Source organism: Pseudomonas frederiksbergensis (genome assembly GCF_003732275.1).
In the GTDB taxonomy this organism is placed as follows: domain Bacteria; phylum Pseudomonadota; class Gammaproteobacteria; order Pseudomonadales; family Pseudomonadaceae; genus Aquipseudomonas; species Aquipseudomonas frederiksbergensis_H.
The window spans coordinates 231,141-254,654 of record NZ_MOBM01000006.1; the positions used below are offsets into that span (position 1 = coordinate 231,141).

The following is a 23,514-nucleotide window of genomic DNA, read 5'->3' on the forward strand; positions in this document are numbered from 1 at the left end:
TGTGCGCATGAATGATCTGGCCAACTCCACCATGACTACAAATCCCCCCAAGCGAATTGACTTCAATACGCCTGAGCTGCAACGCAAGCGCCGTATTCGTGCGCTGAAAGATCGCCTGACCCGCTGGTACGTCCTTGTCGGCGGCCTTGCCGTTCTTGGCGCGATCACCCTGATCTTTTTCTTCCTCGGTTATGTCGTCGCGCCCCTGTTCCAGGGTGCCGACTTGACCGCCAAAGACGCCATCACGCCCGCCTGGATGCAAGACGCCGGCAGGCCGCTGATGATCTCCCTCGAAGAGCAGAACCAGGTCGCCATGCGGGTTTCCGACAAGGGCCAGGCACTGTTCTTTGATATCGACACTGGCGTCGAACTGCGCCGCGTCGACCTGCCGATCCCGGCCGGCACCAGCGTGACCTCCATTGGTGAAGATCAGCCCGGCCACCCATTGGTGGTGGTGGGTTTGTCCAATGGCCAGGCGCTGGTGTTCCGTCACACCTATAAAGTCAGCTACCCGGAAGGCAAGAAAACCATCTCGCCGGCCATCGAGTACCCGTACGGCGAAACGCCGGTCGCGCTGAACGAGGCGGGCGGAGCTCTGGAGCACGTCAGCCTCAACGCTACCGAATCGACCCTGCTGCTGGCCGGTTCCACCGGTGCGCAACTGCATGTCATGTCGCTGACCAGCGAAGAAAACATGATGACCGGCGAAGTCACCAACGAGCAGAAGCGTATCGAACTGCCGCAAATGACCGAACCGGTGAAGAACATCTTCGTCGACCCGCGTCAGCAGTGGTTGTACGTGGTCAATGGCCGCGCTCAGGCCGACGTTTTCAGCCTGCGCGACAAGAGCCTCAACGGGCGCTACAAGTTGCTTGAAGATGGCAATGCCGAAGTGACCGCCAGCACTCAATTGCTGGGCGGCATCTCGCTGATTGTCGGCAACTCCAAAGGTGGTCTCGCCCAGTGGTTCATGGCCCGCGACCCGGATGGCGAGCTGCGTCTGAAGCAGATTCGTACCTTCCAGATGGGCACTGCGCCGATCGTTGAAATCACCGCCGAAGAACGTCGCAAAGGCTTCGTTGCCCTCGACGCGTCCGGCAAACTCGGCGTGTTCCACAGCACCGCTCACCGCACTTTGCTGGTGGACCAGGTGGTCGATGGCCAAGGTCTGTTCGGTCTGTCGCCGCGGGCCAACCGCGTGATCGTGGAGCAGGGCGGCAAGCTGCAACCGTTGCTGCTCGACAACCCGCACCCGGAAGTCTCGTGGAGCGCGTTGTGGAGCAAGGTCTGGTACGAGAACTACGACGAGCCTAAATACGTCTGGCAATCGACCGCGGCCAACACCGATTTCGAACCCAAGCTGAGCCTCTCGCCGCTGACCTTCGGTACGCTGAAAGCTGCGTTTTACGCGATGCTGTTGGCCGCGCCACTGGCCGTGGCCGCGGCGATCTACACCGCGTACTTCATGGCTCCGGGCATGCGCCGCAAGGTCAAACCAGTGATCGAGCTGATGGAAGCGATGCCGACGGTGATCCTCGGCTTCTTCGCCGGCCTGTTCCTGGCGCCGTATGTGGAAGGGCATTTGCCCGGCATCTTCAGCCTGCTGATGCTCCTGCCGATCGGCATTCTGGTGGCGGGTTTCGTCTTCAGTCGCCTGCCTGAGTCCATCCGCCTGAAAGTGCCGGACGGCTGGGAAAGCGCGATCCTGATCCCGGTGATTCTGTTTGTGGGCTGGTTGTCGCTGTACATGAGCCCGTACATGGAAACCTGGTTCTTCGGCGGGGACATGCGCATGTGGATCTCCCACGACCTGGGGATCACCTACGACCAGCGCAACGCTCTGGTGGTCGGTCTGGCCATGGGCTTCGCGGTCATTCCGAACATCTACTCCATCGCCGAAGACGCCGTGTTCAGCGTGCCTCGTGGCCTGACCCTGGGCTCCCTGGCCCTCGGTGCCACGCCGTGGCAGACCATGACGCGTGTGGTGATCCTCACCGCCAGCCCGGGCATTTTCTCGGCGCTGATGATCGGCATGGGCCGTGCGGTCGGTGAAACCATGATCGTGCTGATGGCCACCGGTAACACCCCGGTCATGGAAATGAACCTGTTCGAAGGCCTGCGCACCCTGGCGGCCAACGTTGCGGTGGAAATGCCCGAATCGGAAGTTGGCGGCAGCCACTACCGCGTGCTGTTCCTCTCGGCGCTGGTGCTGCTGTTGTTCACCTTCATCATGAACACCCTCGCGGAACTGATTCGTCAGCGTCTGCGCAAGAAATACTCGTCGCTTTAAGAAAGGTAGAAGTCTGTGAAACAGAACTCCCTGAATGGATGGTTCAAGAGCGGCGCCCCCGGCGTCTGGATCAGCGGCGGTGCGGTGTCCATTGCGGTCATCATGACCATTGGCCTGCTGGCGGTGATTGCCGTGCGCGGTCTGGGTCACTTCTGGCCGGCGGACCTGATCCACGCCAGTTACGACGTGCCGGGCCAAGCCAATCACCTCGTCATCGGCGAAGTGGTGCAGAAGGAAGAAGTGCCACGCGAGCGCCTGAAAAGCGCTGGCCTGCCGGTGCCCGATCAGGGCCCGGAGTTCATGACCCGCGAGCTGATCAAGGTCGGCAACCGTGATCTGAACGGCACCGACTTCACCTGGATTGTCGGCGAGTGGCTGACCAACCAGAAAACCCCGCCTGAACTGATGACCATCGAGCGTCGTGAGTGGGGCAATTTCTACGGCTACCTGGTCAACGTTAAACAGGACGGCAAAGTCATCGCTGAAGGCGAGGCCGCATGGCCTGAGTTGCAGGCCCGTGTCGATCGCGTCAACCAGCTCGCCGCACAGCTCAAGAGCCTGGAAAAGACCGACATCGGCGCAATCAACGCAGGTCTGGAACGTGTGCGTCTGCACGGTCGAAAACTGGAACTGGCCGGCCATCTCGACGCTGCCGCACAAGCGGACCTGGAGTCCGAGCGCGCCGAGTTGAATGCCCGCTATCAGGAAATCGAAGCGCGCCTGAATGATCTGCACGCGCAGTTCAACCGCGACAGCCTGACCGCTCGCGACGCCAACGGTAAAGAGGTCGAAATCGGCATCGGTAAAGTGGTTCACGCCTACCAGCCGAACGCCATGAGCACCTTCACCAAGATCGGCTTTTACTTCAGCAAGGTCTGGGAATTCCTCAGTGATGACCCGCGTGAAGCCAACACCGAAGGCGGGATTTTCCCGGCGATTTTCGGCACCGTGATGATGACTCTGATCATGGCGATGATCGTGACGCCGTTCGGTGTGCTGGCAGCGGTTTACCTGCGTGAATATGCACGTCAGGGGCCAATGACCCGACTGATCCGCATCGCGGTGAACAACCTGGCGGGTGTTCCGGCGATCGTTTACGGCGTGTTTGGTCTGGGTTTCTTCGTCTACGTGCTCGGTGGTTCGGTCGACCGGTTGTTCTTCCCTGAAGCACTGCCGGCGCCGACCTTTGGTACACCGGGCCTGCTCTGGGCCTCGTTGACCCTGGCGCTGCTGGCGGTGCCGGTGGTGATCGTGGCCACCGAAGAAGGCCTGGCGCGGATTCCTCGCACCGTTCGCGAAGGCTCGCTGGCCCTCGGTGCAACCAAGGCGGAAACCTTGTGGAAGATCGTGCTGCCGATGGCCAGCCCGGCGATGATGACCGGCATGATCCTCGCCGTGGCCCGTGCCGCCGGTGAAGTGGCGCCGCTGATGCTGGTGGGTGTGGTGAAACTGGCGCCGTCGCTGCCGCTGGATGGCAACTACCCGTACTTGCACCTGGACCAGAAGATCATGCACTTGGGCTTCCATATTTATGACGTCGGCTTCCAGAGCCCGAACGTCGAAGCCGCGCGGCCGCTGGTGTACGCCACGGCGCTGCTGCTGGTACTGGTGATCGCGACATTGAACCTGTCGGCCGTTTATATCCGTAACCATCTGCGCGAGAAATACAAAGCGCTGGATAGCTGATTTGAAGCAGCACTGATTTCTATGTGGGAGCGAGCCTGCTCGCGATGGCATCACCGCGGTTTCAGAGTTAAACCGCGTCGCCTGAATCGCGAGCAGGCTCGCTCCCACAAAACCGAACCGAATTTGTTAGCACAGGGAGCCTCCCATGCAGCACGAAGCACACACTCACGGCATCAACATGTCGGCCCTGGGCCGCGACAAACAGAGCCTGAGCCTCGAGCAGGAAACCGTGGCCATCGAAGTGCCGGGCCTGAGCCTGTTCTACGGCGACAAACAAGCGCTGTTCGACGTCAGCATGAACATCCCGAAACAGCGCGTGACTGCCTTCATCGGCCCGTCCGGCTGCGGCAAATCCACGCTGCTGCGCACCTTCAACCGCATGAACGACCTGGTGGACGGCTGCCGCGTCGAAGGCGCAATCAACCTCTATGGCAACAATATCTACCGCAAGGGCGAGGACGTGGCCGAGCTGCGTCGCCGGGTCGGCATGGTGTTCCAGAAGCCCAACCCGTTTCCGAAAACCATCTACGAAAACGTGGTTTACGGTTTGCGCATCCAGGGCATCAACAAGAAACGCATTCTTGACGAAGCCGTCGAGTGGGCGTTGAAAGGCGCGGCGCTGTGGGATGAGGTCAAAGACCGTCTGCACGAGTCGGCGCTCGGCCTGTCTGGTGGTCAGCAGCAACGTCTGGTGATTGCTCGCACCATCGCCGTGGAGCCGGAAGTGCTGCTGCTCGATGAACCGTGCTCGGCACTCGACCCGATCTCGACGCTGAAAGTCGAAGAGCTGATCTACGAACTGAAATCCAAGTTCACCATTGTTATCGTGACCCACAACATGCAACAGGCCGCGCGGGTTTCCGACTACACGGCGTTCATGTACATGGGCAAACTGGTGGAATTCGGCGACACCGATACCCTGTTCACCAATCCGGCGAAGAAGCAGACCGAAGACTACATTACCGGTCGTTACGGCTAGGAAGCTGTGGTTGCTCACTGAACTGACGCTGCGGTCCACCGCACTTTACCGGACGCTCCAAGGACGCCAACATGATTAGTAAAGAAGGCCTTACCCATCACATCTCCCAGCAGTTCAACGCTGAGCTCGAGGAAGTGCGCAGCCACCTCCTGGCCATGGGCGGGCTGGTCGAGAAGCAGGTCAACGACGCGGTCACCGCGCTGATCGAGGCCGACTCCGGCCTGGCCCAGCAAGTGCGCGAGATCGATGACCAGATCAACCAGATGGAACGCAACATCGACGAAGAATGCCTGCGCATTCTGGCCCGTCGTCAGCCGGCGGCATCGGACTTGCGTCTGATCATCAGCATCTCCAAGTCGGTGATCGATCTGGAGCGCATCGGCGACGAAGCCACCAAGATCGCCCGTCGTGCCATTCAGTTGTGCGAAGAAGGCGAAGCCCCACGGGGTTACGTCGAGGTTCGCCACATTGGCGACCAGGTCCGCAACATGGTGCGTGACGCGCTGGACGCCTTTGCCCGCTTCGACGCCGACCTGGCGTTGTCGGTGGCGCAGTACGACAAAATCATCGACCGCGAATACAAGACCGCACTGCGTGAACTTGCCACCTACATGATGGAAGACCCGCGCTCTATCTCGCGGGTCTTGAGCATTATCTGGGTGCTGCGCTCGCTGGAGCGGATCGGCGACCACGCGCGCAACATCTCGGAACTGGTGATTTACCTGGTGCGTGGCACCGACGTGCGTCACCTGGGCCTCAAGCGCATGAAAGAAGAAGTTGAAGGCACAAGTGCTGAAACCGCTAATGTTCCGGGCAAAGCTGACGATAAGTAAGATTGCCCAAGAAAAGCGCCCGGCCCTTTGGCCGGGCGTTTTTGTTTGCGTGAGGCTCTCGAATTGAAAAGCCGAATTGAAAAACCGAATAGAAAAGCAGCACCCGCGAACGAAAAGTCCCGGCGTGACTGAAGAGTTTTGGCAAAGTGCCATCAGCCAGCGTTATGCTTGCCGGGATTTTTAAAGGGGTGTTGGATGAGCAAGATCAGTGTGTTGGTCGTGGACGATGCGTCGTTCATTCGTGACTTGGTGAAGAAGTGCCTGCGCAACTACTTCCCGGGGATCCGGACCGAAGATGCAGTCAACGGTAAAAAGGCCCAGGCCATGCTGGCCAAAGAAGCGTTCGACCTGGTTCTGTGCGACTGGGAAATGCCGGAAATGTCTGGTCTGGAACTGCTGACCTGGTGCCGCGAGCAGGACAATCTCAAGACCATGCCGTTCGTGATGGTGACCAGCCGTGGCGACAAAGAGAACGTCGTCCAGGCGATTCAGGCCGGGGTTTCGGGCTATGTCAGCAAACCGTTTACCAACGAGCAACTGCTGACCAAGGTCAAGCAGGCGCTGAACAAGGTCGGCAAGCTCGACACCTTGATGAACAGCGCGCCGACCAAAATGAACTCGGCGTTCGGCAATGACTCCCTCAGCGCGCTGACCGGCGGCAAGGCTGCCGTGGCTACCCCATCGGCAGCCGTCGTCAACCCGTTCGCCAAACCTGCTGCCGCGGCACCCGCTGCGGCTGCCGCGCCGTCTCGTGGCCTGCTCAACAGCCCGCCAGTCAAGGCACCTGCCGCCTCCGCCGCATCGGCCGGCGGTCGTGGCCAAGGCCAGCTGCGCCTGCCCAGCGGCACTCAGCAATGCGTGATCAAGGCCTTGAGCATCAAGGAAGCGCTGCTGGTGGTGAAACGCACCGACAACCTGCCGCAAGTCCTCGACAGCGCCGTGCTCGACCTGGAACAGGGCGACAACGCTGAAATTGCCCGCCTCAACGGCTACCTGCACGCCATCGTCGCCCACGAGCCGAAGCCCGACAGCGACTGGCTGCAACTGACCTTCCGCTTTGTCGACCAGGATGCGCAGAAACTCGACTACATCTCCCGCCTGATCGCCCGTGGCACCGCGCAGAAGCATTTCGTACCGGGCGCGTAAACACGGCGTCGTCTGACCCAAAGTCATCGCGAGCAGGCTCGCTCCCACATTTGAAATGCATTCCAATGTGGGAGCGAGCCTGCTCGCGATGGGGCCATTGAATTCACCATACATCCCCCAAACCACCCATCTTGAAACATCTGTCGACTACGCTGGTCCATTTCAGCTGCTAGGCTCCTTCCCAGGCCTTACTCGACAGAATCTTGCCCATGCTCGCGCGCCTGCTGTTTTTCTGTGGTCTGTTCATGGCCTCCACCTCGGCGGTGGCCATGACGATTTACCGGTCCACCGACGCCAGTGGCGTGGTCTCTTACAGCGACCGCCCCACCAAGGGCGCGAAGGTGTTCGTTTTTCGAGACCGGATGGTCGAGCGCCTTGAGCGGCAGGTGTACCTCGATATCAAGAAGCAGAGGGGCATGGACAGTGTGTTCGTGCGCAACGACCTGTATGCGCCGGTCGAGATCGAGCTGAGTTTTGCCGGGCTGAATAACGTCAGCGGCGCGCCGAGCCGACCGATTCGTCGGGTTCTGCCGGCGCGCAGTAACATTCGTCTGGCGCTGCTCAAGGCGATGAACGCCGGAAGGCCGCTGGTGTATATACCAAGGTTCGAATACTCCCTGGGCGACCCCGCAGGGGCCGCCATGGCCTATCGATATCCGTTGCCCTGGCGCGGTGGGCCGTTTCGGCTGAGTCAGGGCGCCAACGGCCAATACAGCCACTACGGGCCGAAGAACCGTTATGCGATGGACATCGCCATGCCCGAAGGCACGCCGATCATCGCGGCGCGCGGTGGGGTGGTGGTGAAAACCGAGAATGGCCAGACCGGGCGCGGCAATGATCCGTCGGGCAATTTCGTGCGGGTATTGCACGATGACGGGACCATGGGCGTGTACCTGCACCTCAAGAAAGGCTCGGTCAGCGTACGGGAAGGTCAGCGAGTGACGGTGGGCAGTGCGCTGGCGCTGTCGGGTAACACCGGCAACAGCAGCGGCCCGCACCTGCACTTCGTGGTGCAGCGCAATACGGGGTTGGGGCTGGTGTCGATTCCGTACCAGTTCAATCAACCGGTAGGCGCGTTGCCCAACTTTGCGTTGGGCAAGCAGTGAGGTGTTGCCAGTTCTGACGCCTTCGCGAGCAAGCCCGCTCCCACATTTGATCGGCGTCGAACCCTATTTATGTGATCGACGCATAACCAGTGTGGGAGCGGGCTTGCTCGCGAAGGGATCAACACGGATCCAGTCAGAGATCGCTTAGTCCAGCATCAACACCTTCGCCAAAATAATCTTCGGCCCTTTCATCTTCTTGATGATGATGCGCAAGCCTTCGACTTCCAGCACTTCTTCCTCTTCCGGCACCCGTTTCAGGGTTTCGTAGACCAGCCCGGCGAGGGTTTCGGCTTCGATGTGGTCCAGGTCGATGCCCAACAGGCGTTCGACCTTGAACAGCGGCGTATCGCCCCGCACCAGCAGTTTGCCCGGCTGATACGCGAGGATCCCGCGTTCGGCCTTGCGGTGTTCATCCTGAATGTCGCCGACCAGCACTTCCAGCACGTCTTCCATGGTCAGGTAGCCGATGATGTTGCCGTCGGCTTCCTCGACCACAGCGAAATGCGAACCGCCCTTGCGGAACTGTTCCAGCAACTGCGACAGCGGCATGTGACGAGACACGCGCTCCAGCGGGCGGGTCAGTTCGGCGAGGTTGAACGACTCGGGAATGTGATCCAGGGCCGCTAGTTCCAGCAGCAAATCCTTGATGTGCAGCAGGCCGACGAACTCCTGGCGCTCGCTGTCGTACACCGGGTAGCGGCTGAACTTGTGGCGACGGAACATCGCCAGGATTTCCTTGAGCGGCGCGTTGAACTCCAGCGTCACCAGGTCCTCCCGGGAGTTCGCCCAGTCGACCACTTCCAGCTCGCCCATTTCCACCGCCGAGGCCAAAACGCGCATGCCTTGGTCGCTCGGGTCCTGGCCACGGCTGGAGTGCAGGATCAGTTTCAGTTCTTCACGGCTGTAATGGTGCTCGTGATGCGGGCCGGGTTCACCCTGGCCGGCGATCCGCAGGATCGTGTTGGCACTGGCGTTGAGCAGGTAAATGGCCGGGTACATGGTCCAGTAAAACAAGTACAGCGGCACGGCGGTCCAGAGCGACAGAAGCTCGGGTTTGCGGATGGCCCAGGATTTGGGGGCCAACTCACCGACCACGATGTGCAGGTACGAAATGATGAAGAACGCCGTGAAGAACGACACGCCTTTGACCACTTCGGCGGACTCTACGCCGACGGCACTCAGTACCGGCTCGAGAATATGGGCGAACGCCGGTTCACCGACCCAGCCCAGGCCGAGGGAGGCGAGGGTGATACCCAACTGGCAGGCCGAGAGGTACGCATCGAGCTGGCTGTGCACGGTGCGCAGAATGTGCCCGCGCCAGCCGTTTTTATCAGCGATGGCCTCGACCCGGGTCGAGCGCAATTTGACCATGGCAAATTCCGCCGCAACGAAAAAGCCGTTGAGCAAAACCAGGATCAAAGCAAAAAGAATCATGCCGAAATCGGCGAAGAGTGTCGCGAGGGTCAAGCCAGGGGAAGGGTCCATGATGGAGTTTTGCGGTTTCCGTGTATTCAAAAAAAGGAGGAAATGCGGTGCCTGAAGGGCAGGCACAAGTCAGCCAATGTAGCGGCTGACTGAGTGATTGCCTAGTGGCGAGTGCTGGCCGGTATCAGTCGGCGGCGCTGATGACGCGGGATTTGGTGACCTGGGCTGGCGAAAAATGGCAGGTAAACGTGCTGCCGTGCCCCGGCACACTGCTGATTTCCATACGTGCCCGGTGGCGCAGCAACACATGTTTGACGATGGCCAGCCCCAGCCCGGTGCCGCCGGTGTTGGAGTTGCGGCTGGAGTCGACGCGATAGAAGCGTTCAGTCAGGCGCGGCAAGTGTTTGCTGTCGATGCCGATCCCCGAGTCCTGCACGCTCAGGTGTGCGCCTTGATCGTCACCCCACCAGCGAATACGGATATTGCCTTCGGCCGGGGTGTATTTCACTGCGTTGAACACCAGGTTGGAGAACGCGCTACGCAATTCGGCTTCGCTGCCCTTGAGCAGAATCGTCGGATCGGCTTCCAGGGTGATGTGCTGATTGCGTTGACCGGACAGCTGCTGAGCATCGCTCTTGATCGATTGCAGCAGACTGTCGATGGACACCGGTTGATTGTCCGACGGGTAATCGGTGGCCTCCAGTTTGGCCAGCAGCAGCAAATCGTTTAGCAAGGTCTGCATGCGTCCGCCTTGCTGCTGCATCTGCTGCAGGGCACGGGTCCAGCGTGGGTTCACTTCCTCGACGTTGTCGAGCAGGGTCTCCAGGTAGCCGCAGATCACCGTCAGCGGCGTGCGCAGTTCGTGGGACACGTTGGCGATGAAGTCTTTGCGCATCTGTTCCAGCTGATGGATACGCGTCACGTCGCGCACCAGCATCAAGTGTTCGTTGTTGCCATAACGGGTGATGTACAGCTGAATGCGCAGGCGATCATTGATCGGCGAAGGAATTTCCAACGGCTCGGCGTAGCTGTCCTGCTCGAAGTATTCCTTGAAGCGCGGATGGCGCACCAGGTTGGTCACGGGCTGGCCGCTGTCCTGAGGAGTCTTGAGACCGAGCAGGGTTTCGGCGGCGCGGTTCCACCATTCCAGGTTGCCGTCGCTGTCGAGCATGATCACCGCATCTTTCAACGCTGCGGTGGATTCCTGGACCCGGTCGATCACTGCTTGCAAGCGCCCGCGCACCCGTTGGTCGCGGCGTTGCAGGTGGTAGATGCTGTCGAACACTTCACCCCACAGGCCGTAGCCGTCGGGCGGTGCTTCATCGGGTTGGTGCTGGCGCAGCCATTCATGCAAACGCAGCAACTGCTTGAGGGTCCACGCCAGATAAAGGCCCAGGCCCACGGCGAGGCTCCAGCCGTAGTAGCCGGAAATCAGGCCGATCACCAGGCAGGCGGTGACCAGCAACAGCATGTGGCGAATCAGGGTGCCATGCCAGTTTTGGTTCACGGAAAATATGCGTCCTTGTCAGCGAGTCTGGCGGTCGGCTCAGGCCTTGGTGGAAAACCGGTAGCCGGTGCCGCGCACGGTTTGTACCAGATTTTCATAGGCATCGCCGAGGGCTTTGCGCAGGCGACGGATATGCACATCGACCGTGCGCTCTTCAACGTAGACATTGCCGCCCCAGACCTGATCCAGCAACTGGCCGCGGGTGTAGGCACGTTCCTGGTGGGTCATGAAAAATTGCAGCAAGCGGTATTCGGTCGGGCCCATCTCGGCAGGTTTGCCGTCGATGGTCACGCGGTGGCTGATTGGGTCCAGCAGCAGGCCGCCGACTTCGATTGGCGCTTCGCCATCGGTCGGGCCGGCGCGGCGCAGCACGGCTTTCAGGCGCGCCACCAGCTCTCGCGGGGAAAATGGTTTGGTGATGTAGTCATCAGCGCCGACTTCCAGGCCCTGGATCTTGTTGTCCTCTTCGCCCTTGGCGGTGAGCATGATGATCGGGATATCCCCGGTCAGCTCATCGCGCTTGAGACGGCGGGCCAGCTCGATGCCGGAAGTGCCGGGCAGCATCCAGTCGAGCAGGATCAGGTCCGGTTTGCGGTCGACGATAATGGCGTGGGCCTGCTGCGAGTTCTCTGCCTCCAGGCAGTCATAGCCGGCCATTTCCAACGCAACGGCGATCATTTCGCGAATGGGCGCTTCGTCGTCGACGATCAGAATGCTCCTGCCAACCATGCGTTAATCCTCTTGTCATTTAACTGTCTTGCGCCGCATTAGATAACGGAATTATTGCAGTCGTGTGACAGTATTTTAGCCGTCCTGCGATTGTCGTGATCCTGAACTAAGCTCTAAGTCCGAATCCTGACAACCACAAAAGGAAGGTTTCCATGAATCACATTGCTCAATCCTGGAAGGCTCTGCTGGTTACGGCTGCGCTAACGTTGCCGTCCGTGGCCTTTGCCGCCGAACCGGCCACAATGAAAGACGGCATGATGGTCGACCACAAGGGTATGACCGTTTACACGTTCGACAAGGACACTGGCGGTAAGTCGATGTGTAATGCCGATTGCGCCAAGATGTGGCCGCCGATGATGGCTCCAGCGGGTGCCAAGGCCGAAGGTGAATGGACGATCATCAAGCGTGATGACGGCATGATGCAGTGGGCTTATGACGGCAAGCCGATGTACACCTACAAAATGGACATGAAGCCTGGCGATAAGAACGGCGAAGGTTACAAAGATATGTGGCACATGCCGAAGCACTGACCCGTGTAATCCGCTCCTCGGTCACGGGGAGCGGATCTGCCCTCATTGCCTTCAGCGCAGCGCGTAATCCAGAACAATCCCGACAAAAATCGCCAACCCGGCCCAGTGATTGTGCAAAAACGCCTGGAAGCAGCGCATCCGGTCCTTGCTGCGGGTGTACCAGAACTCCCACGCAAAACAGCCCGCCGCCGCCAGTAGTCCGAGGTGGAACCAGCCGCCGAGCTGGAATTTCGAACCCGCCAGCAGCAGGCACCCCAACGCCAATCCCTGCAGGGTCAGAATGATCGCCCTGTCGGCGTCGCCAAACAGAATCGCTGTGGATTTCACCCCGATCTTCAGATCGTCATCGCGGTCGGTCATGGCGTAATAGGTGTCGTAGCCCACGGTCCACAACAGGTTGGCGATCCACAGCAACCAGGCCACCGCCGGCAGTTCACCGGTTTCGGCGGTAAACGCCATCGGCATGCCCCAGGAGAATGCCGCGCCCAGCACCACTTGCGGGTAATAGGTGTAGCGCTTCATGAACGGGTAAGTGAACGCCAGGGCCAAGCCGCCCAGCGACAGCCACACCGTCGTCGCGTTAGTACACAGCACCAACAGGAAACTTACGCCCATCAGCACCGCGAAGAACACCAGGGCTTCTTTCGAGCTGATCTTGCCGCTCACCAGTGGCCGCTGTTCGGTGCGTTTCACGTGGCCATCGACCTTGCGGTCCGCCCAATCGTTGATCACACAACCGCCAGCACGGGTCAGTACCACGCCGAGCACGAAAATCACGATATTGGCCAACGAAGGCGAACCTTCACCGGCAATCCAGAGTGCCCACAATGTCGGCCACAGCAGCAAATAAATGCCGATCGGCTTGTCCATCCGCGTCAGCTGAATGAAATCCCAGGCCCGAGGATTCACGCGGTTCAGGGACTTGAGCAGGCTCTGGTACATCAGCAATTCTCCGGATGGGCGCGGGTGGCGTTCCATAAGGTCGGCAGGAAAATCTCGGCCACCAGCACGCTCAAGGCGCCGCGGTCGAAACGCGAGCGTCGGCCCCACAGTTCAGGCGCTTGAGCGTCCACCGGCAACCATGCTTGAGGATAGTGACAAACCTCGATGGCCCGGCGCTGAAACGCCTGATCGCAAAACAGCAGTTCGCCCAGAGAGCGGCTGCCCAGTTCGTCTATATGTAATCCATCACCCTGCAACGCGCTACGCGCCGCCACGCTGCGGGCAAACACCCAGGCTTCTCCGTGGCCGCGCAGATACACCTCGCGCACCCAGCCTTCACTGCCTTCGGCCAGCTCCAGCGCAGCACACTCGTCGGCGCGCAGCGATTGCCAGCCTTCGAACAGCGGCGTGACGCTGAAACCATCATTCGACAGGCGGATCAAGCGCCGGGTCAGCGACCCTTCATCGAACAGCCAATCGAGCGTAGACGTGTCGGGGAGGGGCGTCAGTTGGCTTCGGGGAAGCCAGAGCGGTGTCGCGGAGGGGGATTTTGAGTGCGGCACAGTGAGTCATTATTGGCAGCAAATGAGGCGGCGAGCTTACCATGTCAGGCACCGATTTTGATTGACCGGCCTGCCGTTACGCCGAACAGGCTTGCATCTGCCGGGCCCGATCAGTACAAAACGCCCTGAGCCGGACGGCAACGCTTCACCGATCGACCGTTCGCGCCGGCAAAAGCCTGAACCCTGAGGAAGTACCTGAATGAAAAAGTGGCAATGTGTGGTCTGCGGCCTGATCTATAACGAAGCCGAGGGTTGGCCGGACGACGGTATTGCAGCGGGCACGCCGTGGCAGGATGTGCCGGAAGATTGGCTGTGCCCGGACTGCGGCGTGGGCAAGATGGATTTCGAAATGATCGAAATCAACTAAGAATCCAAGGAGTAAGGGAATGAACGCACCTGTCGTGATCGTCGGCACTGGGCTGGCTGGCTACAACCTGGCCCGGGAGTTTCGCAAACTCGATGGCGAAACCCCGCTGCTGCTGATTACCGCAGATGACGGACGCTCCTACTCCAAGCCGATACTCTCCACCGGCTTTGGCAAGAATAAAGACGCCGATGGCCTGAGCATGGCCGAACCGGGCGCCATGGCCGAGCAGTTGAAAGCCGAAGTGCGCACCCACACGCGCATCAGCGGTATCGATCCGGGCCACAAGCGCCTTTGGATCGGTGAAGAAGCGGTGGTCTACCGTGACCTGATCCTGGCCTGGGGCGCGGAAACCGTGCGGGTGCCGATCGAAGGCGATGCGGCGGACGCTGTTTTCCCGATCAACGACCTTGAAGACTACGCACGCTTTCGCGCGGCCGCGGCCGGCAAGCATCGGGTGTTGCTGCTGGGCGCCGGTTTGATCGGCTGCGAATTCGCCAATGACCTGATGCTCGGTGGTTACGAGGTGCAACTGGTTGCACCGTGCGAACAGGTCATGCCGACCTTGCTGCACCCAGCGGCGGCCGCTGCGGTCCAGGCCGGCCTGGAAAGCCTGGGCGCGCGCTTCCATCTCGGGCCGGTGCTCAATCGCCTGCAACGAGTGGCTGATGGCCTGGAGGCGCATCTGTCCGATGGCCAGGTCATCCCGTGCGATGTAGTGGTTTCGGCCATCGGTCTGCGTCCGCGCATCGACTTGGCGGCCGCTGCCGGGCTGCAGGTCAACCGCGGCGTGGTGGTCGACCGTCAGCTGAAAACCTCTCACGCCAACATTTACGCTCTGGGCGACTGCGCTGAGGTCGATGGGCTGAATCTGTTGTACGTCATGCCCCTCATGAGCTGTGCGAGAGCGCTGGCCCAAACCCTCGCCGCAAACCCTACAGCGGTGAGTTACGGGCCGATGCCAATCACCGTGAAAACCCCGGTCTGCCCATTGGTGGTTTCGCCGCCGCCACGGGGCGCGGAGGGCGTCTGGACGGTCGAAGGGCAGGGCGCGGATATCAAGGTGTTGTGCCGCGACAGCGCCGGCAAATTGCTGGGCTATGCCCTGACAGGCGTGGCGGTGATGGAAAAACTCGCTCTGAACAAAGAGCTTCCGGCCTTGCTGGCGTAAATAGCGGTCGTTCTGTCGGAATCACCCCGCTTTTGCCCGCACAAAGGTCGCGGGGAGACTGGCGCCGCTCTAAAGCGCGTGCCATTCTCACTCCCGTCTGCCGCAGAGTAGAGCACCTGCGGCGCCTTAGGCGCTGTTCCAACGAGAACAGCACGGACATAACAACAAAAAACCGTCAAAGGGGCTTCACTAATGCGTAAACCAGAACTCGCCGCTGCAATCGCGGAAAAAGCGGACCTCACCAAAGAACAGGCCAACCGCGTTCTCAACGCCGTTCTCGAAGAAATCACCGGCGCTCTGCACCGCAAAGACAGCGTCACGCTGGTGGGCTTCGGTACCTTCCTGCAACGCCATCGCGGTGCCCGCACCGGCAAAAACCCGCAAACCGGTGAGCCAGTCAAAATCAAGGCCAGCAACACTGTTGCGTTCAAGCCAGGCAAATCGTTGAAAGACAGCGTTAATCCATAATTGCGGCGAACTCCCGGAAAAAACGGGGAGAACCGTATTGAAAAATGGGCACGCCGATTGAATCGGGTGCCCATTTTTTTGCTTTTCCGGTAACTGAATTATTGTCCTATTTATCAAGGCCAAGCTCGACCTTTGAACTTCTCAGCAGAGGATGCAGTTTTCCACATGATGGCTATCAGTGACATGAAGCGGCACGGCGATGCAGCGCTGGGTGGTGGGGTCGAAGCTGTCTTCCAGTTTCAGGTGCGCGTTTGCCCCGAAAGCTTCTTCGGATATAGGGTCAAACACAACGTAATTGCTATGAATGATCGCGCACTGCTGCTCCAGGTTAACCTTGTCCCACTGGCTTGAGGTTTCGTCGAAGGTTCGTGAGCGGAATTGAATCTGGCTGTGGGAGATTAATAGGTCCACAGTTTGAGCTATCTTTTTCATCCGTAAACCTCGATCGGCATCCCTGCTCGGTTTCTTCGACGCGTCGGCTAGAGCCCTCGGCCTTGGTCAGGCTTTTTTCTCTAAATAGAACTTCAGATATTTTTTTGGTCTCTCTTGAAAGGCGCGTGCCTTACCGAAGCTATAAGCATCGTCAAAGTATTTATAAGCCTGTGAATAATCTTTCAGTTCAAAGTAGACCATTCCCAAGTTGATCAACGGACCTGTATCGATATCTGACTCTCGGCCATCCAGGGTCTTTTGCGCCCAATCTTTAGCGGTCTCGAAGTCACCGTTGTCGAAGTGCAGGTTGAAAAAAGAACCTGTGACCCATGACGACAAAGGTGTCCATTCAAGTTTTGGCTCAGGAAGCAAGTCCCATGCTTTTTGGTACAAGGCTTGGGCTTCATCTTTTTTGTTTTGCTCATCGAGCTCATTGCCCGAGGCCATGATGGCCATTATTTCATCTGCCAACGTGGGGTTTTTATCTGCTAAATCTTTCATATAACAATCCTTTCCTAATATATGGGTTTTTCAGCTGGGCCGATAAAATCGCCGGGATCCCTGTATCGGTCCGTGAGTAGTGCACCTTTGGACCGGTTGTGGGAATAGTATTCCAGCTCATAGTTATCTGGGTCGCGCATCCATCCCCTCACTTCTTTGGTTTTGGCACCATGGAAACCGCCTTTAGAGTTCCAATATTTAACGGCATCTGTTTTATGCGCCATGTCAGCGTCTTTAATCGAATACCATTTCTTGTCGGTACTCTGGAATCTCATGTTTTTCCCTGAACCAATTATTTTATTTTCGGCTCTCATCCGCGCTATCACGGCTTTCCCTGTACGGCTGCTCTTCCCAGGCGTTCTGCCTACAGAGTTTAGGCGGCAAGACAGGCCCAGTGGATCGATCCATTCGAAAGGATTGGGGCTGTATGCGTAAAAATTTAAACTGCCGTTTAGACCTATCGGATCCGGCGTCGTAAACCGGCCCACATCCGGATCATAAAACCTGAACGTATTGAAATGCAGCCCCGTCTCCCGGTCCAGGTACTGCCCCTGAAACCTCAGGTTCTGCTCTTCAATGTAGTACGGCTCACGTACCTCTTCTAACGTGTTGCCCCACACCCGATAAGTTGCCTGCCAGACGTTGTGGCCGTCCGCCTCAGTGAGCTGTTCCGGCAGGCCGTTGAGGTCGTTGTGGTAATAGCGGATTTTTTGCAGCGGGCCGGTGCCGTCGACTCGGGCCAGGGGTTCGTAACCTTCGCCTTCGTAGAGGTAAAGGCTGGCCTGCTGATGGCGATGCTCCTGCAACAGACGCAAGCCGTCCCAGGTGAAGCGGGTTTCACCGAGGGGGTAGCCGTTGGTGTCGTGCTCGGTCTTTTCAATGCGTCGGCCCAGTGGGTCGTAGGTCATCCTGAGCACGCTGCCGTTTTCATTGCGCACTTCAATCAATCGGCTTTCGGCGTCGTAATCGAAGCGCTGCCGGCCCCGTTTAGCGCTGCGTTTTTCGATCATCCGGCCAAAGGCGTCGTAGCGGTAACGCTTGTCCTGATAGGTCAGCAGTTTGTTGTGCACTACCAGCCCGGCGCCGGGTTGTGGGCCGTCCAGCAGGTTGGCGGCGGCGTCGTAGGCGAAGGTTTCGCGCTGGCCGTGCAGGCTGTCCTGGCTGGCGATGATGCGGCCAGTGGCGTCGTAGTGCAGCAGTTGGCGGTGTTGCGCGGCGGGTTGCTGGTCAAGTTTGCCGATCAGGTTGTCGGCGGGGTCGTACTCGAAGTGCTTTTGCACGGCCGCCGGCATCAGCGAGGGCTGGCTGGTGTGACGGCGTTGGCGTGAACGCAAGCGGCCGCTGCGGTCGTATTCGCTGCCGGTGCTGATCTGGCCCTGGGTGCGCAGCACTTCGCGGTGCAGGCGGTCGCGTTCGAAGTCGCTGATGACTTGGCCGTCGAGGTTGATCTGGTGCAGATGACCACTGCCGTAGTACAGGCGATTGATCCAGCGGCCGTCGGGCAGTTGGGTCTGGATCAGGTTGCCGAGTTCGTCGTAGTGGTAGTGCAGGTTGCCGGCCGCGCTTTGTTCTTTGAGCAACTGGCCGAGGGCGTCGTAGGCGAAGCTCAGGGTTTGTGCGTTGCCCTGGTGGTCAGTGAAGGTGACGGCGGTGAGCTGGTCCAGTGGGTCGTAGGTGTAGTCGGTGCGGCCATCGTCGGTGACTTTGGCGATCAGCCGGCCAACGGCGTCGCGCTCCAGTCGATGAACGATGGGGGCCGGAAGTGCTTCGGGAACGACGGCCAGGCCGCTGCCGTAAGGCGCCGGCACAGCCGTGACCGCCGCGACGTTATCCAGCAGGTCATAGGTGTAGCGTTTGGCGCTGCCATCCAGATCCTGTTGTTCGGTCAGCCGATCCCCAGCGTCCCAGGCAAACCGATAACTCTCGCCGTTCTCATTGGTCAGCGCTTGCAGCCGCCCGTAGCGGTCATACCCGAACTGCACCTGCCGGCCATGGGCGTCGGTACGCTGACGCACCTGGCCGCGACGGTTGTGTTGATAGAGCGTGGTGTGCCCGGCCGGGTCGGTATAACCGGTCAACTGGCCGCTGACGTCGCGCTGATACTGCTCGGTGCGCCCGTCCGGTAATTGGCTGCTGAGCAACCGTCCCTGGGCGTCGTAGCTGAACTGGGTGCGTTCGCCGAGGGCATTGGTGATGGTTTGCAGATAGCCCCGGTGGTCGTAGCTGAATCGCGTCGGATAACTTGAGCAATCGATGTGTTCGACCAGTTGGCCGAACGGGTTCCAGCGCAGCCTTTTGCTTTTGCCGGTGGCGTCGATGATCTCGACGATCTGGCCTTGGGTGTCGTAGCGGTAGCGGGTGACATGGCCCAGCGGATCGGTCTCGGCGAGGCAGTTGCCGCGCTGATCGTAGCGATATTGCCAGCTGTTGCCCGCGGCATCGGTTTCCAGCAGCGGCAAGGCCCAGTGCTCGAGCCATAAGGTCGAGTCGCTACGGCCCAGCGGGTCGGTTTCGCCGATCAAGTTGCCGGCGTCGTCGTAGCTGTAGGCATAGCGCCCGCCCTGCGGGTCGGTGGCGCTGAGCAATTGGCGTTCGTCGTTCCACTCGAACTGCCAGGTCTGGCCGAGGTTGTCGGTGTATTCGGTGATCTGGTGCTGGCTGTTCCAGCGCCGTGTACTGACGCGCTGCGAGCCATCGGTGATGCGCGTGACACCGGCCTTCAGGTCATAGTCGAACTGGTAGGCGTCGCCCTCGTCGGTCCAGTGCCGGACCACGCGCCATTCAAGGTCTTCAACCAACGCCCATTCATAGAAACATCGCAGGCCTGTAGGCAACTGATGCTCGACCATCCGCCGCCCGGCGTCGTAGGCGAAGCGCCGTTGCACCTGGCCGGTGGCGTCGCGCACTTCGGCCAGATTGCCCATCGCGTCGTAGCCGTAACTGGCGAGTACTTCACGGTGTTGGTCGGGGTACAGGCGTTCCACCCGAGCCACGCGTCCGCCTTCTTGAATCAGCTCGACCTGCACCAGATCGAAGGTGTCGCGCAGTTTTACAAGGCGTCCGGCGTCGTCATAGTCGAGGTGGATGCGGTTGTCATTGCGGTCGCCCAATTGATCAAGGCGCAGCAGCGCCGTATTGCCCGGCGTCGGATTGAACAAACGGTATACGCCGTCATCGCTTTCAATCAACAACTGCCCATTGACGTGCCGTCGAACGCTCAGCCCTTCACCCGCGCTGAACACCGCGCCGCCCAAGGGAATCGAACCCATGTCGATGCGCCGGGCCTGTTCATCGGTGTACACCAGCGTTTCCCCGCCCTCCGGGTGAGGCAGGATTTCAACGCACACCTCGTAGGACACGCTCCAACCCGCCCCGAACAACCCATCACGACGTTCGTCGCGGCTGTTGTAGAAGCGCTGCCAATCCATCGGCAAGATGCCAGGCAACACGAAATCCAGCTCTTCATTGCCACCCAGCACCTTGGCCCCGGTGGCGGCATGCACCGGGTTCGACGAGCCCATGGCGGCGTTGGCCATCGCGCCCATGGCGCTGCTGACGGCCATCGACGTCGCGCCACCGATCAGCATGCACGGCAGGTTACTCAGGAATTTTCCCTTGCCGCCCTTGAGCATCAGCAAGGCGGTGACCGCCAGCCCAACGCCCGGGGTCTTGCCGCTGCGGATCTCGCGTACCACCACCGAACCGCCGCCAATGGTCACGTTGGGGGAGATCAGCCCGGAGCCCACCACCTTGGCGTCGCAGGTGCTGCGGTCGCCGCTGCGCACGGCGGGCTGGCCGTTGATGGTGACCTTGTCCGAGCCCTCGGCCATGAACTGCGGCGGCATCGGCGGATGCTTCATGCAGACGAGCAGGTCCAGCGGCTTGGGCACGGCACCGGGCGCCGGGGTGGCGACAGTGGGGCGCCACATCTGGGAGAAGAAGCTCTCGGCCATGTCGAGGTAACTGGGCTCGGCTTCGGGCTCGGGTATTTCCAGCTCGGTTCCGGCCGGCGCGACATGGGACGGGATCGCCCCGGCGGCGCGGGCGGCGGGAATGTTGTTGGTCAGGGTGTTGGTGGAACCGGTAAGAATGTTCGCCTGCACCGTGGGCGGAAACAGTGCGTTGCTGAAGCTCTCGCACAGGTTGCTTAAGCCTTTGTCGGCCCCGGTCTTGCTCATGGTGAGGCCGACGATCGTGCCCACCACCAAGCCGAGCACGACGCAACCCAATCCCCCGGTGACGACCGTGATGCCCGTGGCCGCGACCACGGCAGCCGTCGCCACCGCGGTAATCGCAATGTTCGCTGCCACCTCCAGCACGCCGCCAAGAATGTCGGCCATCATCGAGGTGTGGTTCAGTGCATCGCCCAGGCGGGCGGCCCAGAGTGCGTCAGACATGCACGGTGCTCATCAGGCCGGAACGTCGAACAACAGCGAACTCTTGATGGTCGCCCAATGCGTGGCTTCGGCCTCGCCAAGTTTCTCGGCTTTCACGTAGCTCAGGGCGAGCATTTTGCGAGTGCCGGGCAACACCAGTGCCAACTGGTATTGGAAGACTTTGTCATTGCCCTTGTTGAACTGGCTGCGCAACTCGATGCCTTCGACTTCCTGGCTGGCACCCAGACGCACGGCGACTCCCGGTTGAAAGCGCAAGTCTTGCACTTGTTTTTCCAGGCGCTTGAGCTGGTCGTCGAAGTTGCTTTGCAAGGTTTCGCCCTCGGCCAGCAAGCTGCGGCTGACAATCAGCGAAGTGCCCAGTTCAGGGAACTTGAGGATGTTGATTGACGCGTCTTGCAGTTCGCCTGCCGGCAGTTGGAACTGGAATTCATTGATTCGGTAAGTCATGGAACACAGATCTCGTGATTAGCCCTTGGGCTTGGGAAACGCGGCATTGATGTTGGCGTCGATGCTGGCCTTGACGCCCTGGCCATCAGGGGTGGCGCCAGCGCCGCCGCCGTTGTTCAGGTGCAGCACGCCGCCGGTGTTGAACTCGGCATCACCGCTGGCATAGAAGCTGATTTGCACGCCGGTCAGGTTGATCTGGCCGCTGGCATTGAGCTCCAGGATGCTTTCACCACAGACCAGCCGCAGGTTCTCGCCCACTTCAATGACGTAGCTCTGGCTGATGCTGTCGGTCTTGCGCTGGCCCACCGAAAGAATGTCTTCCTGTTTGACGATACGCAGGCGGTTGTTGCCGATGGTCACCGTCTCGTTATGCCCAATGCTCTTGTTGCGGTCGTGGCCCACCGAGTGGCTTTCATCCACCTCGACCACGATGTCCTGGTTGCGCTCGGCATGGATATACAGCTGCTCGGCGCCTTTCTTGTCTTCCATGCGGATTTCGTTGAAGTTCGCCGGTGTGCCGCCCTTGCTTGAACGGCTTTTCATGCCGCTTTGGGTGGCGTTTTCCGGCAAGTCGTAGGGCACGGTTTGTTCCGCGTTGTAGACGCGGCCGGTGATGATCGGCCGGTCCGGGTCGCCTTCGAGGAAGCTGACGATCACTTCCTGGCCGATCCGTGGGATTTGCATCGAACCCCAGTTCTTACCGGCCCAGGATTGCGACACGCGAATCCAGCACGAACTGTTTTCGTTGGACTGGTCGTGGCGGTCCCAATAGAAATGCACTTTCACTCGGCCGAACTGGTCGGTCCAGATTTCCTCGCCCTTGGGGCCAACCACCAGTGCGGTCTGCGGACCTTTGACGATAGGCCGGTGGGTGTTGGGCAGGGGGCGATAGCTTTGTTGCGCGTCGATGCAGGTCAGGCTGCTTTCGAACTGCGCCGAAGCACCAGCGCCGCCGGTTTCCCCGCTTTCCTGGGCGACGTAGTAACGGGCGCCGACGATCAGGTATTCGCGGTTCTGGTCCTGGCGGCTGAAGCCCGTGAGGCTGAACAAATGCCCCGACCCCAGGCCCCGGGCGTTGCCGGCGAACTCGACCTGTTCGTGCAGGGTCTGCAAGGCTTCGATGCGGGTGCGGGCGTAATGTTCGCCGTCTGCGCTTTGCACATAGGTGCCGGGATAGTCGTACAGCGGATAGTCGCCTGCGGTGTGCGGACGGGGCATGGCCGAGCGCACGTCAATTCGCGCACTGGGGCGCTGGAAGTCATAGTCATTGAGTTCCAGCGAGCCGGACTGGACTTCCTGGGCCAGGTGCCAATCGTGGATGTGATCGCGTTCGCGCTGCTGTTCATTCTTGGGGTAGTAGGGCACCGAGGCGTAGCCGGGCACGCTGGTGTGGGCGCCATAGGCATCGGCCAACACCAGCACATGACGACCCTGTTCATGGCGAAAGAAGTAGTAGATCCCTTCCTGCTCCATCAGGCGGCTGACGAAATCGAAGCTGGTTTCGCGATACTGCACGCAGTATTCCCACTCGCGATAGGGCCGGCTCAGGGCATCTTCGAAATCGGAAAAACCCAGGTCGCGAAAAACCTGCTTGATGATCTGCGGGATGGTCAGGTTCTGGAAAATCCGGCAATCGGAGGTGCGGGTCAGCAGCCATAGCCAGGGCCGCAGCGTGGCCTGGTAGCTGGCGAACTGGCCCTGATCGACGTTCTGGCTGCAACGGGCAACGATGCCATGGAAATAGCGCTCGCCACCGCCGTCCAGTTGCAGGCTCAGGCACATGGGTTTGCCCAGCAACTGGTTGAGGTCGATGGCGTTGTCCAGCGAGTGCAATTGCAGCTCATAGTTAAACAGCCGCCCCAGCTCTTCGCCGCCGCCCATGTCCTTGAGCAACAGCACATCCGGCCCCAGGGGACTGGTGATTTTTGCCAGGCGTGAGAGTTGCTTGAATAGCATCAGTTATCCCGTAAACGTTGTAATCGCCGCGCCGCTTTTCCC

General features: G+C 60.0%; 20 protein-coding genes. 10 read left to right on the plus strand and 10 right to left on the minus strand.

Annotated features, from left to right (window positions below; translation table 11 throughout):
- The first annotated feature begins 256 nt into the window (after window positions 1-256).
- The 6 genes from BK662_RS04940 (at window position 257) to BK662_RS04965 (ending at window position 8,040) form a co-directional block, all read left to right on the plus strand.
- Window positions 257-2,290, plus strand: coding sequence for an ABC transporter permease subunit (locus BK662_RS04940; protein ID WP_185047080.1), 2,034 nt, complete (start codon window positions 257-259; stop codon window positions 2,288-2,290).
- A 15-nt stretch (window positions 2,291-2,305) separates the two neighbouring features.
- Entirely contained in the window at window positions 2,306-3,976 is a 1,671-nt protein-coding gene (gene pstA, locus BK662_RS04945; RefSeq protein ID WP_123357151.1) for a phosphate ABC transporter permease PstA, read from the plus strand.
- 145 nt (window positions 3,977-4,121) lie between these two features.
- A complete protein-coding gene (pstB, locus tag BK662_RS04950) occupies window positions 4,122-4,955 on the plus strand; it encodes a phosphate ABC transporter ATP-binding protein PstB (RefSeq protein ID WP_007896484.1) in 834 nt (277 codons plus the stop codon).
- A 71-nt stretch (window positions 4,956-5,026) separates the two neighbouring features.
- The gene (gene phoU, locus BK662_RS04955) at window positions 5,027-5,788 is read left to right on the plus strand and encodes a phosphate signaling complex protein PhoU (RefSeq protein WP_008073516.1); all 762 of its coding nucleotides are present in this window, start codon (window positions 5,027-5,029) and stop codon (window positions 5,786-5,788) included.
- Between the two features lie 195 nt (window positions 5,789-5,983).
- Window positions 5,984-6,934: a response regulator gene (locus BK662_RS04960; RefSeq protein WP_123357152.1), complete on the plus strand. Its 951-nt coding sequence runs from the start codon at window positions 5,984-5,986 to the stop codon at window positions 6,932-6,934.
- 209 nt (window positions 6,935-7,143) lie between these two features.
- Window positions 7,144-8,040 (plus strand): peptidoglycan DD-metalloendopeptidase family protein, encoded by an 897-nt coding sequence (locus tag BK662_RS04965; protein WP_123357153.1) that lies wholly within the window; start codon window positions 7,144-7,146, stop codon window positions 8,038-8,040.
- Between the two features lie 144 nt (window positions 8,041-8,184).
- Here the strand turns inward: BK662_RS04965 and BK662_RS04970 are convergent, their stop codons facing one another.
- The 3 genes from BK662_RS04970 to phoB form a co-directional block, all read right to left on the minus strand.
- Window positions 8,185-9,525: a hemolysin family protein gene (locus BK662_RS04970; protein WP_123357154.1), complete on the minus strand. Its 1,341-nt coding sequence runs from the start codon at window positions 9,523-9,525 to the stop codon at window positions 8,185-8,187.
- Window positions 9,526-9,649: 124 nt separating this feature from the next.
- Window positions 9,650-10,936 carry a phosphate regulon sensor histidine kinase PhoR gene (gene phoR / locus BK662_RS04975; protein ID WP_259695880.1) on the minus strand — a complete coding sequence of 429 codons (1,287 nt, stop codon included), beginning with the start codon at window positions 10,934-10,936 and terminating at the stop codon, window positions 9,650-9,652.
- A 75-nt stretch (window positions 10,937-11,011) separates the two neighbouring features.
- A complete protein-coding gene (phoB, locus tag BK662_RS04980) occupies window positions 11,012-11,701 on the minus strand; it encodes a phosphate regulon transcriptional regulator PhoB (protein WP_007896474.1) in 690 nt (229 codons plus the stop codon).
- Between the two features lie 152 nt (window positions 11,702-11,853).
- On the opposite strand from phoB, the gene BK662_RS04985 reads away from it, so the two are divergent.
- On the plus strand, window positions 11,854-12,231 hold the full coding sequence (locus tag BK662_RS04985) for a COG4315 family predicted lipoprotein (RefSeq protein ID WP_123357156.1): 378 nt from the start codon (window positions 11,854-11,856) through the stop codon (window positions 12,229-12,231).
- 51 nt (window positions 12,232-12,282) lie between these two features.
- Here the strand turns inward: BK662_RS04985 and ubiA are convergent, their stop codons facing one another.
- A complete protein-coding gene (gene ubiA / locus BK662_RS04990; RefSeq protein ID WP_123357157.1) occupies window positions 12,283-13,173 on the minus strand; it encodes a 4-hydroxybenzoate octaprenyltransferase in 891 nt (296 codons plus the stop codon).
- Window positions 13,173-13,736, minus strand: a complete 564-nt coding sequence (locus BK662_RS04995; protein WP_123357158.1) for a chorismate--pyruvate lyase family protein — start codon at window positions 13,734-13,736, stop codon at window positions 13,173-13,175. Before BK662_RS04995 ends, ubiA begins: the two co-directional genes overlap by 1 nt.
- Before the next feature lie 199 nt (window positions 13,737-13,935).
- On the opposite strand from BK662_RS04995, the gene BK662_RS05000 reads away from it, so the two are divergent.
- The 3 genes from BK662_RS05000 to BK662_RS05010 all read left to right on the plus strand — a co-directional run bounded on the left by BK662_RS05000 (window position 13,936) and on the right by BK662_RS05010 (window position 15,739).
- The gene (locus BK662_RS05000) at window positions 13,936-14,103 is read left to right on the plus strand and encodes a rubredoxin (RefSeq protein ID WP_007896465.1); all 168 of its coding nucleotides are present in this window, start codon (window positions 13,936-13,938) and stop codon (window positions 14,101-14,103) included.
- Between the two features lie 19 nt (window positions 14,104-14,122).
- Window positions 14,123-15,271 (plus strand): NAD(P)/FAD-dependent oxidoreductase, encoded by a 1,149-nt coding sequence (locus tag BK662_RS05005; RefSeq protein WP_123357159.1) that lies wholly within the window; start codon window positions 14,123-14,125, stop codon window positions 15,269-15,271.
- A 192-nt stretch (window positions 15,272-15,463) separates the two neighbouring features.
- Entirely contained in the window at window positions 15,464-15,739 is a 276-nt protein-coding gene (locus tag BK662_RS05010; RefSeq protein WP_003213368.1) for an HU family DNA-binding protein, read from the plus strand.
- 141 nt (window positions 15,740-15,880) lie between these two features.
- On the opposite strand, the gene comJ is transcribed toward BK662_RS05010, so the two are convergent.
- The 5 genes from comJ to BK662_RS05035 form a co-directional block, all read right to left on the minus strand.
- Entirely contained in the window at window positions 15,881-16,171 is a 291-nt protein-coding gene (comJ, locus tag BK662_RS05015) for a competence protein ComJ (protein ID WP_123357160.1), read from the minus strand.
- 66 nt (window positions 16,172-16,237) lie between these two features.
- Window positions 16,238-16,672: a hypothetical protein gene (locus tag BK662_RS05020; protein WP_123357161.1), complete on the minus strand. Its 435-nt coding sequence runs from the start codon at window positions 16,670-16,672 to the stop codon at window positions 16,238-16,240.
- A gap of 14 nt (window positions 16,673-16,686) precedes the next feature.
- A complete protein-coding gene (locus tag BK662_RS05025) occupies window positions 16,687-21,069 on the minus strand; it encodes an RHS repeat-associated core domain-containing protein (RefSeq protein ID WP_123357162.1) in 4,383 nt (1,460 codons plus the stop codon).
- A 12-nt stretch (window positions 21,070-21,081) separates the two neighbouring features.
- Window positions 21,082-21,516 (minus strand): DcrB-related protein, encoded by a 435-nt coding sequence (locus BK662_RS05030; RefSeq protein WP_123357163.1) that lies wholly within the window; start codon window positions 21,514-21,516, stop codon window positions 21,082-21,084.
- A gap of 18 nt (window positions 21,517-21,534) precedes the next feature.
- Window positions 21,535-23,472: a type VI secretion system Vgr family protein gene (locus BK662_RS05035; RefSeq protein WP_123357164.1), complete on the minus strand. Its 1,938-nt coding sequence runs from the start codon at window positions 23,470-23,472 to the stop codon at window positions 21,535-21,537.
- Window positions 23,473-23,514: the final 42 nt, after the last annotated feature.